This is a genomic window from Janthinobacterium sp. 35 (assembly GCF_002754575.1).
Classification (GTDB): domain Bacteria; phylum Pseudomonadota; class Gammaproteobacteria; order Burkholderiales; family Burkholderiaceae_D; genus Janthinobacterium; species Janthinobacterium tructae.
The window spans coordinates 5,432,933-5,447,292 of sequence record NZ_PEFN01000001.1 but is presented as its reverse complement, the minus strand read 5'-3'; the positions used below and the strand labels follow the sequence as shown (position 1 = coordinate 5,447,292).

15 protein-coding genes are annotated in these 14,360 nt (G+C 61.7%); 8 read left to right on the top strand and 7 right to left on the bottom strand.

The annotated features are described in order from the left end of the window. Positions 1 to 14: 14 nt before the first annotated feature. From CLU93_RS24255 to CLU93_RS24240, 4 genes are all read right to left on the bottom strand, one after another. Positions 15 to 779: a substrate-binding periplasmic protein gene (locus tag CLU93_RS24255; RefSeq protein ID WP_099763670.1), complete on the bottom strand. Its 765-nt coding sequence runs from the start codon at positions 777 to 779 to the stop codon at positions 15 to 17. Next, the gene (gene nadC / locus CLU93_RS24250) at positions 779 to 1,645 is read right to left on the bottom strand and encodes a carboxylating nicotinate-nucleotide diphosphorylase (RefSeq protein WP_099763669.1); all 867 of its coding nucleotides are present in this window, start codon (positions 1,643 to 1,645) and stop codon (positions 779 to 781) included. The genes CLU93_RS24255 and nadC overlap by 1 nt, the downstream gene beginning before the upstream one ends. Beyond that, positions 1,642 to 2,775 carry a quinolinate synthase NadA gene (nadA, locus tag CLU93_RS24245; RefSeq protein WP_099763668.1) on the bottom strand — a complete coding sequence of 378 codons (1,134 nt, stop codon included), beginning with the start codon at positions 2,773 to 2,775 and terminating at the stop codon, positions 1,642 to 1,644. Before nadA ends, nadC begins: the two co-directional genes overlap by 4 nt. Positions 2,776 to 3,017: 242 nt before the next feature. Next, positions 3,018 to 4,616, bottom strand: coding sequence for an ABC-F family ATPase (locus CLU93_RS24240; RefSeq protein WP_099763667.1), 1,599 nt, complete (start codon positions 4,614 to 4,616; stop codon positions 3,018 to 3,020). Between the two features lie 223 nt (positions 4,617 to 4,839). Here CLU93_RS24240 and CLU93_RS24235 point away from each other — a divergent pair, with 223 nt between their 5' ends. Together CLU93_RS24235 and CLU93_RS24230 are read left to right on the top strand one after the other, a co-directional pair. Then, positions 4,840 to 5,382, top strand: a complete 543-nt coding sequence (locus CLU93_RS24235; protein ID WP_180287930.1) for a DUF2939 domain-containing protein — start codon at positions 4,840 to 4,842, stop codon at positions 5,380 to 5,382. Positions 5,383 to 5,452: 70 nt separating this feature from the next. Further along, positions 5,453 to 6,121: a hypothetical protein gene (locus CLU93_RS24230; protein ID WP_099763665.1), complete on the top strand. Its 669-nt coding sequence runs from the start codon at positions 5,453 to 5,455 to the stop codon at positions 6,119 to 6,121. Positions 6,122 to 6,215: 94 nt separating this feature from the next. Here the strand turns inward: CLU93_RS24230 and CLU93_RS24225 are convergent, their stop codons facing one another. Together CLU93_RS24225 and CLU93_RS24220 are read right to left on the bottom strand one after the other, a co-directional pair. Further along, positions 6,216 to 6,908, bottom strand: a complete 693-nt coding sequence (locus CLU93_RS24225) for a DUF3334 family protein (RefSeq protein ID WP_099763664.1) — start codon at positions 6,906 to 6,908, stop codon at positions 6,216 to 6,218. 301 nt (positions 6,909 to 7,209) lie between these two features. Beyond that, a complete protein-coding gene (locus CLU93_RS24220) occupies positions 7,210 to 8,823 on the bottom strand; it encodes a methyl-accepting chemotaxis protein (protein ID WP_099763663.1) in 1,614 nt (537 codons plus the stop codon). Positions 8,824 to 8,933: 110 nt separating this feature from the next. Here CLU93_RS24220 and CLU93_RS27960 point away from each other — a divergent pair, with 110 nt between their 5' ends. After that, positions 8,934 to 9,752, top strand: coding sequence for an AraC family transcriptional regulator (locus tag CLU93_RS27960; protein WP_180287929.1), 819 nt, complete (start codon positions 8,934 to 8,936; stop codon positions 9,750 to 9,752). Here CLU93_RS27960 and CLU93_RS24205 read toward each other — a convergent pair. Next, on the bottom strand, positions 9,749 to 10,006 hold the full coding sequence (locus CLU93_RS24205) for a DUF1488 family protein (protein ID WP_133250769.1): 258 nt from the start codon (positions 10,004 to 10,006) through the stop codon (positions 9,749 to 9,751). The genes CLU93_RS27960 and CLU93_RS24205 overlap by 4 nt on opposite strands. 277 nt (positions 10,007 to 10,283) lie before the next feature. Here CLU93_RS24205 and CLU93_RS24200 point away from each other — a divergent pair, with 277 nt between their 5' ends. From CLU93_RS24200 to CLU93_RS24180, 5 genes are all read left to right on the top strand, one after another. After that, positions 10,284 to 10,601 carry a hypothetical protein gene (locus CLU93_RS24200; protein WP_099763661.1) on the top strand — a complete coding sequence of 106 codons (318 nt, stop codon included), beginning with the start codon at positions 10,284 to 10,286 and terminating at the stop codon, positions 10,599 to 10,601. A gap of 117 nt (positions 10,602 to 10,718) precedes the next feature. Further along, complete coding sequence (locus CLU93_RS24195; protein WP_099763660.1) at positions 10,719 to 12,389, top strand: DUF6138 family protein; 1,671 nt, start codon at positions 10,719 to 10,721, stop codon at positions 12,387 to 12,389. 111 nt (positions 12,390 to 12,500) lie between these two features. Continuing rightward, positions 12,501 to 13,187 carry a hypothetical protein gene (locus tag CLU93_RS24190; protein WP_099763659.1) on the top strand — a complete coding sequence of 229 codons (687 nt, stop codon included), beginning with the start codon at positions 12,501 to 12,503 and terminating at the stop codon, positions 13,185 to 13,187. Between the two features lie 25 nt (positions 13,188 to 13,212). Then, on the top strand, positions 13,213 to 13,539 hold the full coding sequence (locus CLU93_RS24185) for a hypothetical protein (protein ID WP_099763658.1): 327 nt from the start codon (positions 13,213 to 13,215) through the stop codon (positions 13,537 to 13,539). Between the two features lie 84 nt (positions 13,540 to 13,623). After that, complete coding sequence (locus CLU93_RS24180; protein WP_099763657.1) at positions 13,624 to 14,271, top strand: hypothetical protein; 648 nt, start codon at positions 13,624 to 13,626, stop codon at positions 14,269 to 14,271. The last annotated feature ends 89 nt before the right edge of the window (positions 14,272 to 14,360 follow it).

The following is a 14,360-nucleotide window of genomic DNA, read 5'->3' as shown; positions in this document are numbered from 1 at the left end:
CTGGCGGCATGCGCTCAGGGCACGCCGACGTCGTAGCGCTTGCCCAGCCGTTTCAACTCGCCCGTATCGATCAGGTTATTCAATTCCTGATCGAACTGCAGGCGCAGCTTGTCGAAAGTCGGTGAGCGGGGAAAGGCGAAATAGCCATTCTGTACTTCGATGACCTTGGGCAAAGGTTTCACCTGGCGAGCATAGCCAAGGCGGGCGATCACGGGGTCGGTATTGCGGCGGTTGCTGACGAACACATCGACGTGATTGTGCACCAGCATCTTCAAGCCATTTTCCACATTGTTGGCGACGCTGACCTGCAAGCCGGGCCGCACGCGCTCCCATTCCGCGCCATACGCCCAGCCGTTGAGCAGCACCACCCTGCGGTTCTTCAGCACGCTGTAGTCGCCATCCCAGCCAAAGCTGGCGTCCTGACGCGTATAAAAGACCATCTGGTCCTGGTAAAACGGCTTGTCGGAAAACCCCATGCTGGCGATGCGCTCGGACGTCTTGTAGGGGCCGATCAGGATATCGGCCTGGCCCTGCACCAGCATGGCTTGCGCGCGCGCCCACGGCACCATGCGAAAACGCACGGTGTTACCCGTGCGCGCCGCCATCAGGCGCAGCAATTCGGCGCCCAGTCCGCCATATTCGCCGCTCTCCTGGTACTCGAACACGCGCTCGAACGGTGCGCCCACGGCCAGCAGTTCCCGGGCTGGCGCCTGCGATGGCACAAGCAGCACGGGCCACAGCAGCGCCAGGGCCAGCAGGCGCGGCCCGGTTTTTCGCATCAGCCGACGATGCGCAAGGAGTAATCGGTGGCCCGCACATCCTTGGTCAAGCTGCCGATCGAGATGCGGTCCACGCCCGTTTCGGCAATCGCCCGCACGGTGTCGGCATGGATGCCACCCGACGCCTCGAGCAAGGCGCGGCCATTGGTGAGGGCCACGGCATCGCGCAGCATGTCGTTGCTGAAGTTATCCAGCAGCACCGAGACGGCGCCCGCATCGAGCGCTTCGCGCAATTGCGCCAGGGTTTCCACCTCGATCTGCACGGGCACGCCCGCATCGAGGTTGCGCGCGTTTTCCAGGGCCTGGCTGACGCCACCCGCAGCCGCGATATGGTTTTCCTTGATCAAGATACCGTCGTACAGGGCCAGGCGCTGGTTCTTGCCGCCACCGACGCGTACCGCATACTTTTGCGCCAGGCGCAGGCCCGGCAAGGTCTTGCGCGTATCTAAAATGGACGCCTTGGTGCCCGCCACCACATCGACATACCGGCGCGTGGCCGTGGCCACCGCCGACAGCAGTTGCAGGAAATTGAGGGCGCTGCGCTCGGCCGTGAGCAAGGCGCGCGCCGGCGCCTGTATCGTGCAGACGACGCTGTCGGCCGTCATCATGTCGCCTTCGGCGTAATGCCAAACGATATCGATGCTGCGGTCCAGGCTCTTCATGATGCCTTCGAACCACGGCGCGCCGCACAGCACGGCCGCTTCGCGCACGATGACGCGCGCCGTGACGATGTGGTCGGGCGGCACCAGTTCGCCCGTCAGGTCGCACTGGCCCACGTCTTCCAGCAAGGCGGCCAGCAGATTGCCTTCGAACGCGCGCGCCAGGGCGGGGTCAAAGGGAGCGAAAGAATTGACGAGGGTACTCATGCTGGACCGATTCCTTGGAACAATGTGGTTTCTTTTGCCAGGTCCGCGCCCGGCTTGAGGCCCGCCTTCTTGGCGGCGGCGAAGTCGAGCATGCGATTGATCGAACGCACGGCCAACTGGCCGACGGCAGGATCGACGTGGATTTCGTTGTGCATGTTTTCCAGCGTTTGCGCCAGGTTCAGCAAGCCGTTCATGGCCATCCACGGGCAGTGCGCGCAGCTTTTGCAGGTGGCGCTGTTGCCGGCCGTGGGCGCTTCGATGAAGCGCTTGCCCGGTGCGGCCGCGCGCATCTTGTGCAGGATGCCGTTGTCGGTGGCGACAATAAACGTGTCCGTGTCCATGGTTTGCGCTGCCGCAATCATTTGCGACGTGGAACCGACCATGTCGGCCAGCGCCACCACGTTCGCGGGCGACTCGGGATGCACGAGCACCTTGGCTTGCGGATACTCTTCCTTGAGCAAATCGAGTTCGATGCCCTTGAATTCGTCATGCACGAGGCAACTACCCTGCCACAGCAGCATGTCGGCGCCCGTTTCCTTTTGAATATACCCGCCCAGGTGTTTATCCGGTGCCCAGAGGATTTTCTTGCCCTGCGCGTGCAGGTGGGCAACGATGTCGAGGCCGATGGACGATGTCACCATCCAGTCGGCGCGCGCTTTGACGGCCGCGCTGGTGTTGGCGTAGACCACCACCGTGCGGTCCGGATGGGCGTCGCAAAAGGCCGTGAATTCGTCCACCGGGCAACCGAGGTCGAGCGAACAGGTCGCGTCGAGATCGGGCATCAAGACGGTTTTCTCGGGACTGAGAATCTTCGCCGTTTCGCCCATGAAGCGCACGCCGGCCACGACCAGGGTCTTGGCCGGATGGTCGCGCCCGAAACGGGCCATCTCCAGCGAGTCGGAGACGCAGCCGCCCGTGGCTTCGGCCAGGTCTTGCAGGTCAGCATCAACGTAATAGTGGGCAACGAGCACGGCTTCGCGCTCGATCAGCAAGCGCTTGATGCGCGTGATCAGTTCGGCTTTTTCAGCCGGGGAAGGCGTCGCTGGCGTGCGTGCCCAGGCGTGGGCAGTGCAGCTGGCGCCGTCTTGTGGATGTTCATACTCGACGGATTTGATGGCTAAAGTTTGCATGGCTGTGTCAAACGAAAACGGGATAGACCGGCACGAACGCAATGAAGCTGGTGCGCCGGAACGAAAGGACCGCGGCGCGTCGGTGTGGGGCTGGTGGCTGGCAACGCTGGCTTGCAGTGTCGGATTACGCTGCGCCTCGGCGGCCCCGCTAATCCGACCTACGCGACCTACCGGGGCAACTCACCCTGACGTAGGTCGGATTAGCGCACAGCGCGTAATCCGACGCAACGTTAGCCTATAAATTAATCGATACCCTGGCTCTTCAAGTAATCTTCATAATTGCCGTTGTAATCGACAATGCCGTCTTCCTTGATCTCGATGATGCGGTTGGCCAGCGAAGACACGAATTCGCGGTCATGCGAGACGAAGATCAGGGTGCCCGCGTATTTTTCCAGCGCGATGTTCAGCGACTCGATCGATTCCATGTCCATGTGGTTGGTCGGCTCATCGAGCATCAGCACGTTGTGGCGGCCCAGCATCAGCTTGCCGTACATCATGCGGCCCTTTTCACCACCGGACAGTACCTTGACGGCCTTTTTCACATCGTCGCCGCCGAACAGCAGGCGGCCCAGGATGGAGCGCACGGCCTGGTCATCGTCGCCCTCTTTCGTCCACTGGCCGATCCAGTCGGTCAGGTTCGTGTCCTTGGCGAAATCTTCCGTCGGATCTTGCGGCATGTAGCCGACGTTGGCGTTTTCCGCCCACTTCACGCGGCCCTGGTCCGGCTGCAGGCCGGCGATGTCGCCCGCGATGCAACGCAGCATGGTGGTCTTGCCGGCGCCGTTGGCGCCGATGATGGCGATGCGCTCGCCCGCTTCGACCATGATGCTGAAATTCTTGAACAGCTGGCGGTCAAAGCCTTTCGAGATATTCTCGACTTCCACGGCCAGGCGGTGCAATTTCTTTTCGCCGTCGAAACGCACGAACGGATAGGCGCGCGACGATGGCTTGATGTCGTCGACCTTGATTTTTTCGATCTGCTTGGCACGCGATGTCGCCTGGCGCGCCTTCGACTTGTTGGCGGCAAAGCGGCGCACGAATTCCTGCAGCTCGGCAACCTTGTCTTTCGCTTTCGCGTTGTTGGCCAGTTGCTGGTTGCGCGCCTGGGTCGAGGCGAACATGTATTCGTCGTAGTTGCCCGGGTAAATCTTCAGGGTGCCGTAGTCCATGTCGGCCACGTGGGTGCAGACCTGATTCAGGAAGTGGCGATCATGGGAAATGATGATCATGGTGGAATTGCGCTCGTTGAGCACGTCTTCCAGCCAGCGAATCGTGTTGATGTCCAGGTTATTCGTCGGCTCGTCGAGCAGCAGGATGTCCGGATTCGAGAACAGCGCCTGCGCCAGCAGCACGCGCAGCTTCCAGCCTGGCGAGACGTTGCTCATCGGGCCTTGATGCAGCTCGATGGCGACACCGGCGCCCAGCAGCAGTTCGCCCGCGCGCGATTCGGCCGTGTAGCCGTCGTATTCGGACACTTTGCCTTCCAGATCGGCCGCCTGCATGTAGTCGTCGTCGGTCGCTTCCGGGTTCGCGTAGATCGCGTCGCGTTGCTGGATGGCGGCCCACATTTCCGTGTGGCCCATCATGACCACGTCGAGCACGCGCATGTCTTCAAACGCGAACTGATCCTGGCGCAGCTTGCCCAGGCGCTCGTTGGTATCGAGCATGACATTGCCGCCGGATGGGTCCAGGTCGCCGCCCAGGATCTTCATGAACGTCGACTTGCCGCAGCCGTTCGCGCCGATCAAGCCATAGCGGTTGCCGTCGCCGAACTTGACGGAGATATTCTCAAACAATGGCTTGGCGCCAAACTGCATCGTAATGTTTGCTGTAGATAGCATGTGATATTGGGTCTTTATTCAGTTAAAACAGCTAGTTAAGTACTTTTCTCTCATTATACAGCACCCACCCTGATCACTCTATAGTCGCCCGGCGAGCGCACTCTGAGCAAATGCGGAGAAATACAGGCGGCAGATGATGGCAAGAAAATACCATTGCCGCAGTTCCATTTTGCGGATACCCTGCGTGGCATCCGTTTTCCACTCTTTACCTCGCAGGCATCCCTTGAGAAAAATCACCATCGCCGCCGCCGTGGCCGCCATCGCCATCGCCGCCACCGCCTATGCTTCGCCGTATTATGCCTTGCACCAGATCAAGGCTGCCCTGGCCGAGCGCAATGCCGACGCGCTGGCCGAACACGTGGACTTCCCCGCCCTGCGCGCCAGCGTCAAGACGCAGCTGGAGGCCAGCATGGCGCGCAGCATCGAGGCGACAGCCGGCAGCGACAACCCGCTGGCCGCCCTGGGTCAGTCGATCGCCAGCGCCATGCTGGGCAAGATGGTCGACACCATGGTCTCGCCCGCAGGCGTGGTGGCGCTGGTCAACAAGAGCGCCCTCAGCCCGCAAGCAAGCGACACGGCAGATGCGCCGGCCGATGGCGCACGGAAGAAGGCCGACTATTCGGCAGGCTATGCCGGCGTGAACACCTTCGTCGTGCGCGCCAAGGATGGCAATGCGCAGGAAGGTGCACTGGTCTTGCTGCGCCACGGCGTGTGGAGCTGGAAACTGAGTTCGATCGAGATTGCGTCGGCGATGGCTGCACGGTAGCAAGGTGCGCGCATGCGCAAGCAATCTGGGACACAATGCCTGTCACTTGTAGCAAATTGCAGGAGATTTCATGCTGAAACACGCGGCCTTATCGCTGGCCATGGCCCTCGCCAGCGCCGCAGCATTCGCCCACGCCCTCGATGGCACAGCGGGGAGCAACCACTCTGTTGCCTCGCGCATGCAAGCGGAAACGTCCAGCGCCGCCGACCCGGACGCCCCGGCGCCGCTGCCCGTGCCCAGCGACATTTCGCTGGCCGAACTGGAGCGCCGCTGGGCACTGGGACAGGCGCAGGCCGCCGAAAAACACTTCAGCAGCGCGCTCGACCCGTCCGCGCTGACGGCCCTGGCGCAGCAAATGGAATGCATGGATATCGTCGGCGTGCAAGCCTATGGCTTTCCGCTGGATCGGGCCTACCCTACCGTACTGAGCGGCGCGCACTTGCTGGCGCGCTGCCCGGACAGGGCCTACGTAACGATCACGGCGATGTCGATGGCGGGCAAGACAGGCAGTCGCGTCACGATTTCGCCGCAGTCATTCAAGCAGACGGTCGATGGTAAGCCCGCGCGGCGCCTGTATTACAAGGCGCCCAACGGCCGCCAGAAGGAAACGCTGACCATCATCGATGGCAGTTATGTGTATGCGCTTGAGTACTGGTCGCTCGATGACAGCCAGCAGAGCGGCATGATCGGCAGGCGCCGCATGGAAACATTGACGTTGCCACAACAACAGGGAAAGTGATCTTGCAGGGACGAGCCCGGAGCAAAGCCTTGTCGGCTGTAAACGGCAGTGGCCGGCGGCAAACCTGCCGCCGGCCACGTTCAGACACCGCTGCTTACATGCCCAGCGACTTGAGCAGGTCGGCGTTGTCGTCGTCTTCCGGTTCCACTGCAGGCGCCGGGGCAGCGCCGCGTTCTCGGTTCGCGTATTCCGTATCCATCAGCGAGTCGGCATCGACTTCGCGCGAATCGAAATCGTGCAGCTTGATGAACTCGGTACGGTCGATCGCCAGTTCCAGATAGAAAATGTTGTTCTTTTCCGTGTAGAAGGTGACGCGGCGCATTTCCGGGCGGTCCAGCGGCGTGTCAACACTGAGCATCACCTGCTTGTTCAGCACCAGCATCTTCGGCTGGCTCTGCGTGATGTTCGTTTGCAATTCGCGGCGCACCTTGCCCGTGAAGTCGCCCACGATCTGGTTCATCAGTTCGCCCATGATGTTCGACACTTCATCCGATGTGTAGAAATTGGCCAGTTCCGACTTCGGCATACCCATGTGCAACATGTAGCGCTCGTAGATTTCCATCGCCGTATCGGCGGCAAAATTGAGCACCACCAGGCCCGTGAAACCACCATCGAACATCACGAAGCAACCGATGTCCGGCTTCAGGCCGGTCTTCGTGATGCGCTGTACCATGCCTGAGTAATTGACTCTGCTTTGCGTTGCAACGTTGAGCACCCGAACCACCGAGTTGCACAAACTCATCAACAAATCTTCTGTACCGTACACAACATCCTTTTCTGCATCCATGAGCAACCTCTCCTACTATTTTAAAGATGACAGCACTGTTTCCCTGCCCGTCGCGAGCCGAAACACGATCGTTTCGCTCAGCAAGCGGGCGACTTCACCTTTGCATGCCTGACCTTGCCTGACCGTGCGAGCCGCATTGCCGCCAGCACGAACCGCCCTCTTACTTTTTTCTGTATAGAAATAAGTATCAGATGCGCAGAATACCCAGATGTAACATTTCCGTCCAGCCATACCTGCATTTACTTGACGATCTGTGCGGAAATGTCATGCGCCGCCGCCTGCGGCGCCACGCTACGGGTGCCTAGCCGCGCATGCTCAAGGCCAGGGGCCGATGCCCGGCAAGCCGTGCCGCGCCGGTCTGCGTGGCCGGTGGCGCCTCCTTCAGGCGAAACACTTGCACCGCGTGCGACAGCTGCGCCGCCTGATCCTGCATGGCATTGGCCGCTGCCGCCGCCTCTTCGACCAGGGCCGCATTTTGCTGCGTCACCTGGTCCATCTGGCTGATGGCTTCATTCACCTGCTCGATGCCGAGGCGCTGCTCTTCGCTCGCATCCGTGATCTCGCCGATGATGGCACTCAGACGCTGAACGCTATCAACCACGTCCCGCATGGTGGTACCGGCCTGATCGACCAGCTTGCTGCCCGCGCCCACCTTCTCCACCGAATCATCGATCAAGCCCTTGATTTCCTTGGCGGCGCTGGCCGAACGCTGGGCCAGGTTGCGCACTTCCGTGGCCACAACGGCAAAACCGCGTCCCTGTTCGCCCGCGCGGGCAGCCTCCACGGCGGCATTCAGGGCCAGGATATTCGTCTGGAAGGCGATGCCGTCGATCACGCCGATGATGTCGGCAATCTTGCGCGAGGAATCATTGATCGAACCCATGGTCTGCACAACCTCGGATACCACCGCGCCGCCCTTGACGGCCACGGCAGACGCCGCCGACGCCAGCGAGCGCGCCGCCAGCGCATTGTCTGCATTCTGCTTGACGGCCGCAGTCAGCTCTTCCATCGACGATGCCGTTTCTTCCAGCGAACTGGCCTGCTGTTCCGTGCGCGATGACAAGTCCATGGTCCCGACGGCGATCTGCGCTGAAGCAGTGGCAATGGTATCGGTACCGCCGCGCACTTCGCCCACGATGCCAACCAGCGCCGTGTTCATGTCGCGCAGGGCGGCCATCAGCTGGCCCGTTTCATCGTGCGAACGCACGACGATATCGCTGCTCAGGTCGCCCTGCGCCACCGCCACCGCCTCGACCAGCGGGCGCGTGATGTTACGTGTCAGCAAGATCGCCAGCATGCACGCCAGCAGCGCGGCGATGGCCCCGCCGCCCAGCAAGACCCACGTCGTGCGCGACTGCAAGGCAGCCGCTTCCTGGCTGCGTTGCCCTAATAACATACTTTCCGTCTTGCCTATGTCGGCGAGCAAGATACGCATCGCATCCATGGCTGCCTTGCCCTTGCCGGCCTGCTCCGCCGCCACCACGGCGTCGAGGCTGCCGTCGACGGCCGCCGCGCGGCGCAAGGCGATCACGGGATCGATGGCCGTCGCCAGCCATTGCTGTTGAGCACCTTCCAATGCCTTCAGCCGCTCCAGCTGGGCAGGGTTGTCGGCAGTCAAGGCGCGGATCTTTTGCAAGTGCTCGGCAAAGCCGCGCTGGCCACTTGCCAGCGGCTCCAGCGAGCTATCCTTGCCGGTCAGGGCAAAGCCGCGCTCGCCGGTCTCGATGTTGATCAGACTTTCGAGCAAGGCATTGGCCTCGCCCATGACCTCGTACGTATGGATATTCAGTCCATTGGCTTCACTCAAGCGGGAAAAATTCGCTTGCGCTGATGCGACCAGTATCGCCAGCAAGGCGACGACGGCGCCGAAGGCCAGATACAGGCGGGTGCCGATCTTCAAGTTGGACAATGCCATTTTCGTACTCCAGTATGAACAAACATCAAGGCGCCCTCATAGCGATAAAAAAGGAAACATTTGTTGCTGATGGGATACAATTTATATCTTATCGTCTTTTTATAATTTCCATGGATCGCTTGTCTGCCCTGTTGCTGCGCTTTGGATTCTCAGCCGACACCTTCTTCCAGGGAACGTTTTGCGGCAACAAGCACTTTCCCGCGCAGCCGGGAAGGGGCCATCTGCACCTGGTGCGCAAAGGGCCGGTGACCTTCGTCCACGCAGACGGCATCCGGCTGCACGTCGATGCGCCCACGCTGATTCTCTACCCGCGCCCGCAGACGCATGGCCTGGATACGGGCGCCGGCACGGCGCAGCTGTTATGCGCCAGCGTGCATCTGGCGGGCGACAGCGAGGCCGCGATCGACAGTCTGCCGGCCTGCCTGCAGGTGCCGCTGGCACAACTGCCGGCGATGGCTGGCCTGCTCGAGCTGCTGTCCGACGAGGCGCAGCATGGCGGGCTGGGGCAGAAACTGGTGCTCAACCGCCTGTGCGACGTGCTGATCGTCCAGCTGCTGCGCCATGCGCTGGCCAACCATCTCATGTCGGCCGCATGCCTGCTCGACCCGTCCGATGCCGCGCTCGCCAACGCCATCACGGCCATGCGCGACCATCCCGGGCACCACTGGACGGTGGCATCGCTGGCGACCCTGTGCAGCATGTCGCGCAGCCGCTTCGCGCGCCAGTTCCACGCGGTCATCGGTTGCCCGCCGGCCGAATACCTGACGGGCCAGCGTATGCTGCGCGCCCAGGCGCTGCTCCAGCAAGGCTGGCTGGTGCAGGATGTCGCGCTGGAGGTGGGCTATGCCAGCCAGCCGGCTTTCACCCGCGCATTCCGCGCCAGCACCAGGCTGTCGCCGCGCGACTGGCTGGCACGGGGCAACAGCTAAAAATCGAGCGCCCGCAAGACCACGCTACTGACCAGCAGATCGCGGCTCAGATAAGCGAAGGCGCGCTGGCCGATGCGCAGGCGGTGGGTGTCAAAGATGAGCAGCCAGTCGCCGCCCTGGCCCTGGTCCAGGCTGCGCAATGCCGTCACGCTGATACGGCAAGTCTTTTCCACGCCGAAGACGGTCAGATGAAAGCGGATGGCGTCGCCCGCCGGTTCGAGGGCGATACTGTCGCGCAGGATGTCATAGGGCATCGCCGCCACCCCTGTTCATGTGGCGAAGGTGGCCGCAGCAGCGGCATGCCGTGGCAAGTCGATGATGAAGACGCAGCCATGGACAGGCGCGATTTTCCGCGAGGAAGAAATGCATCATGGCGTTTTCGGCAATCTCAAAGATTAGGAACAAGCCAGCCTAGCGTGGTGACCCGTCAAACACCGTCTGCTACCGTACACACACACTTACTTGCGCACACGCATCGGTCATCCCCCTGTGCTATTGTCACCGCATACATAACCTAAGCAGGTGCCCCAGATGCCAAACATCGTTACCAGTGTTTCGTTCCGCTACATCGATCCGCGCCACAAGGAACCGGGCCCGAGTCGGGAATTCATCAACCAGAACATCCTGCTGCCGACGGGTGCCCATCTGCCGCGCATGGGCGAAGCAATCGAACTGATGCACTGGGACTTGAACCGCGATATGAAATCGGGCGTGTATTCCGTGCTGTTCATCCACACGCGCATCGCCTTGTTTGATGGCAACGACAAGCCGTCAGGCTGGCACACCACGATTACCGTGGGGCCGCAATCAGAGGATATCGACGTGCGCTTTCTCACTGCCCCGTCCTGACGCCCGTGCGGCTCTTGTTGCAGCCCGGCCCGGCCACCTAAAATAGCGCCTTACATTAAACATGACCGTGACGGCAGCCGGTGGCGCTGTCACGCGCAAGGAAAGACGACGACACTGATGAGTACTCTGGTAGAGCTGGTAACACAGGAAATGACGGCGGCCATCCACGCCTGGTTCGATGAGCGCCTGCAGCGCACGGATCTGGAGCAATCCGTCAAGCGCACGACCTTGCAAGCGGGTATCTTCAATGACTTGCTGCTCGACTACAAGCCAGGGCGCGCGATCGCCGACGATCTCGACCTGGGCTTCGACGACGACGCGCGCCCCAGCACGGCGGAGCGCCTTGACGATGCGCAAATGCGCGAGGGTGTCGTGCCACAACTGACGGCCGTGGTACAGGCCCGCCTGGCGCCGCTGGTGGACACGCCGATGATCGACTACCGCTTCACCTGCCGTGGCAAGTTCCAGACGGCGCAGGGCAAACTGCACCTGACGTTGCTGGACTACGTCAACGAGGATAAACGCCAGGCCTTGCTGGAAAACATACACGCGTACATCGGACAAAAGCTCACGCATGGCAAGCATCCGACGAAACCGCTGGAAACGTTCTTCCTGGCACGCCACCTGCTCGACCCGCAGCTGTTCCCGCAACTCGACGTGGCCTGGAGCATCGCGCAATACGAACGTATCCAGGCCTTGAACAAGAGCCAGCCGGAGGCCTTGGCCAAGCACCGCGCCGACATCATCCGCGCCATCACGCAATGGGCGGAGAACGTTTTCCTGCCGCAATTTTATGACCGCGCGCTGTCTGCCTACCGCGCCACCGAATACACGCTGAAAGCGGGCGCGGCGCCCGATGCACAGACACTGCAGCCGATCGACCTGCTGCTGTATGGCGCCGTGATGATCTTGCGCCACGACGCCAGCTACGCCAAATCCAAGGGCTTGAAATTCCTGGAAATCGCGCGCGAACTGGGCAGCGAACGGGCCGTGCGCATGCTGCAGGAAGGCAGCGGCACCTTCCCCGATGCCGACATCCACCTGAAAAATGCGCTGCTGGAATGCCGCGCCAACGATGTGTTTGCCACGATCAGCATCACGATTGCCCGGGAAGAGCCAGACGCGTATGCGCAGGCGCTGGCGTTCGTCACGCATTTGCTGCAAAACGGTTTTCCGAAAAGCTACCAGATCAAGCTCAAGGCCAAGACCAAGGAATATCTGCCCATCAAGGGACTGGCGAAATCCGACACGCACCGTTTCTTCGCCAACGCCCTCGCCTATCCCGCCCTGCAGCCGCAACTGGAAGCGTATGCGCGCGCCGCCATCGAGCAATTCGAATTCTATGCCGACACGGAAGGCGAAAAGAATTGCATGCCCGGCAGCTATGCCACGTTCGGCCTGGGTTTGCTCGATGCGCGCTACTTCCCCCTGGTGCAGCACTACATGGCCAACGTCGACGAGGAACACCAGTGCGTGCAGGACCAGTTCACGGCGGCTTTTGCTGAAAAGCATGGCGTGACGCGCGAATCCGCCCCCGTGCTGGCCGCATGTCTGCGCGCCTGCACGGATAACGCCAAGGTGAAAATCCAGGCGGAACTGGACGAGGTGGAGAAGCTGGAACTGTTCTGCCAGCAACTGCAAGGGCTGGAAGGCTATCTGATCGAGCACATGCTGTATCCGGTCTGGGGCAAACTGGAAAAACTGGCCACCCTGGCGCGCAAGGCGGACGGCCGGCGCAAGGAGCTGCTGCTGGCCTTGCTGGCAGCGGCGAGCAAGACCGACGCGTGAGGTGTGCAACGTTCCGTGCGCAACGTTATGACTTTCACCATTTATAATGCGGGCGCCATAGTTTCTATAAAGCATCTTTTGGCGCCTGACATTGAATCGTGGAGAAAATACATGCAACAAACACAAGCAACATCACGCGCTGCCCTGCTGGCAGCCGCCTTTGCCGCCGCCGTGGCGCTGACGCAGCCCGCCATTGCCGCAGACGCCGTGGAACTGGCGCCGCTGGACGTCGCCAATCTGTACATCAAGACCATCATCAACCAGGATGAAGCCAGCGTCGCCAAACTCAACGCCTACCTGCGCCCCACGCGCCTGGCTGGGCATCAAAGTGCCGAATACGCGTCGTACAGCGGCTTGAAGGAAGCGGACGCCAAGTTTCCAACGGAAACGGGCAAGCTGATCGCCGACCTGTTCCCGGCCCCCATGCGTGCGGCCTTGACGCCGGCCGCCGAATTGCTGGCCGCCAACGTCATCGCTGCGAAGAATGGCGCCGCCTGCCAAGCCACCAAGGCGGACCCGGTCACCGTGGAAAACGGCATGCAGACGACTGCCGTCAGCTTCGAATGCCAGGTCGTCAATGTGCCCGTGGCATGGGCGGCGGCTGCCCAGCAACTGGCGAAGAGCGGCTGCAAGGTCGAACAATGCAAGGCCGACCTGCAAAAGATCGCCGCCACCTATACCAGTTCGCCGAAGCAGACGTGGCGCGCCGTGTTTGCCGTCAGCCGCGAAAAGAATTCGGAAGCCTGGCGCAACGATTTCGCGCGCGAAACCTTCGATGAAATCTGGGATTACCTGTAATCCTGGCGTCGTTTAAAATGGCCGGATGAACAAATTGACTCCGGTACCACAGCTCGCAGGCCTGGCCTTGCTGCGCCTGCTCGACCCCGACCATGTGGAAGGCGCGGTGGTCAAGCAAGCGCTGGCGCAAGACTTGCCTGCCCTGCACGGCAGGCAATTGCTGGCGCTGCTGCGCCGACTGCGTGCCGCGCAATCCAATCAGCAGGATTATGCGGGTGCCAGCCCGGCGCAGGCCGAACAGCAGTTCGGCGCCGCCATCGCCGCCGTCAAGGCGGAGCTGGCCACGCGCCCGCACCTGCCCAACAAGCTGGAAGCGAAGGCCCTGCGCCAGGCGGCGGCAAAGAAGCGCTGAACGGGTCTGCGGTGCGCAGGCGGACACAGCCCTCCTTCTATAATCGGTGACGATACATTGTTTCCCGCACTCAAAGGACTCCCCATGCCCACACGCTTTTCCCGCCATGCAGCCGGCTGCGCCATACTTGTTTTCTCCGCCCTGGCCACCATGCAGGCGGTCCACGCCCAATCGCAGCCAACAGGCCCTATCGACGCGCGCGCCGTGTGGCAGGAACGCTCGCTGTCGGCCTGCCGCAGCGAACAATCCCAAACTGCGCCCGACGTCTGCCTGCTGCGCACCATGCAGCGCTCCGGCGCGCGCCCGCAAGCCATCGCCGCCGCCAGGATGCTGGTGAAGGCGAACAAGGCGGGCTTCATCTCCGCCTGGCGCCCGCTGGGCAAGGCGGCCCTGGCCACCGTCACCTACCCTTTCCGCGCCAACACGAATGAAGGCAGCTTGCTGATCGGCAGCGATGGCGCCGCCATCGACGTCGACGAGGACGCCGTGCGCGAGGAAGACAGCGCCACTGCGGCCTGGCGCGCGTTTGCCGCCGCCCACCCGGACGCCGTGCCGTTTGCTCCCGCCGACTTTATTGGCAGCACGGCCACCGATGATGGCGGCCAGCGCCTGCTGTTTTCCACGCCCCTGAAGAGCTGCCATGCCTGCGCCGACGATGGCGCCCTGCTGGTCGCCTACACGCTCGACAAGGCGGGCGTCGTGCTTGAACGGGAACTCTTGACGATCAAATAAGACTGCATCAAGGATAAGATAAAATTGTTTGATGGCATGTCCATACACGTACCTGCCATCGATCCGACTTACTTATCCTTTATCACGGA

What these genes read in the sequence shown, in the direction of transcription:
- CLU93_RS24225 (WP_099763664.1), bottom strand. Translation starts at nt 6,908, where the DNA reads ATGGATGCAGAAAAGGATGTTGTGTACGGTACAGAAGATTTGTTGATG.
- CLU93_RS24205 (WP_133250769.1), bottom strand. Translation starts at nt 10,006, where the DNA reads ATGCCCTATGACATCCTGCGCGACAGTATCGCCCTCGAACCGGCGGGC.
- CLU93_RS24200 (WP_099763661.1), top strand. Translation starts at nt 10,284, where the DNA reads ATGCCAAACATCGTTACCAGTGTTTCGTTCCGCTACATCGATCCGCGC.
- nadA (WP_099763668.1), bottom strand. Translation starts at nt 2,775, where the DNA reads ATGCAAACTTTAGCCATCAAATCCGTCGAGTATGAACATCCACAAGAC.
- CLU93_RS24195 (WP_099763660.1), top strand. Translation starts at nt 10,719, where the DNA reads ATGAGTACTCTGGTAGAGCTGGTAACACAGGAAATGACGGCGGCCATC.
- CLU93_RS24190 (WP_099763659.1), top strand. Translation starts at nt 12,501, where the DNA reads ATGCAACAAACACAAGCAACATCACGCGCTGCCCTGCTGGCAGCCGCC.
- CLU93_RS27960 (WP_180287929.1), top strand. Translation starts at nt 8,934, where the DNA reads ATGGATCGCTTGTCTGCCCTGTTGCTGCGCTTTGGATTCTCAGCCGAC.
- CLU93_RS24220 (WP_099763663.1), bottom strand. Translation starts at nt 8,823, where the DNA reads ATGGCATTGTCCAACTTGAAGATCGGCACCCGCCTGTATCTGGCCTTC.
- CLU93_RS24240 (WP_099763667.1), bottom strand. Translation starts at nt 4,616, where the DNA reads ATGCTATCTACAGCAAACATTACGATGCAGTTTGGCGCCAAGCCATTG.
- nadC (WP_099763669.1), bottom strand. Translation starts at nt 1,645, where the DNA reads ATGAGTACCCTCGTCAATTCTTTCGCTCCCTTTGACCCCGCCCTGGCG.
- CLU93_RS24230 (WP_099763665.1), top strand. Translation starts at nt 5,453, where the DNA reads ATGCTGAAACACGCGGCCTTATCGCTGGCCATGGCCCTCGCCAGCGCC.
- CLU93_RS24180 (WP_099763657.1), top strand. Translation starts at nt 13,624, where the DNA reads ATGCCCACACGCTTTTCCCGCCATGCAGCCGGCTGCGCCATACTTGTT.
- CLU93_RS24185 (WP_099763658.1), top strand. Translation starts at nt 13,213, where the DNA reads ATGAACAAATTGACTCCGGTACCACAGCTCGCAGGCCTGGCCTTGCTG.
- CLU93_RS24255 (WP_099763670.1), bottom strand. Translation starts at nt 779, where the DNA reads ATGCGAAAAACCGGGCCGCGCCTGCTGGCCCTGGCGCTGCTGTGGCCC.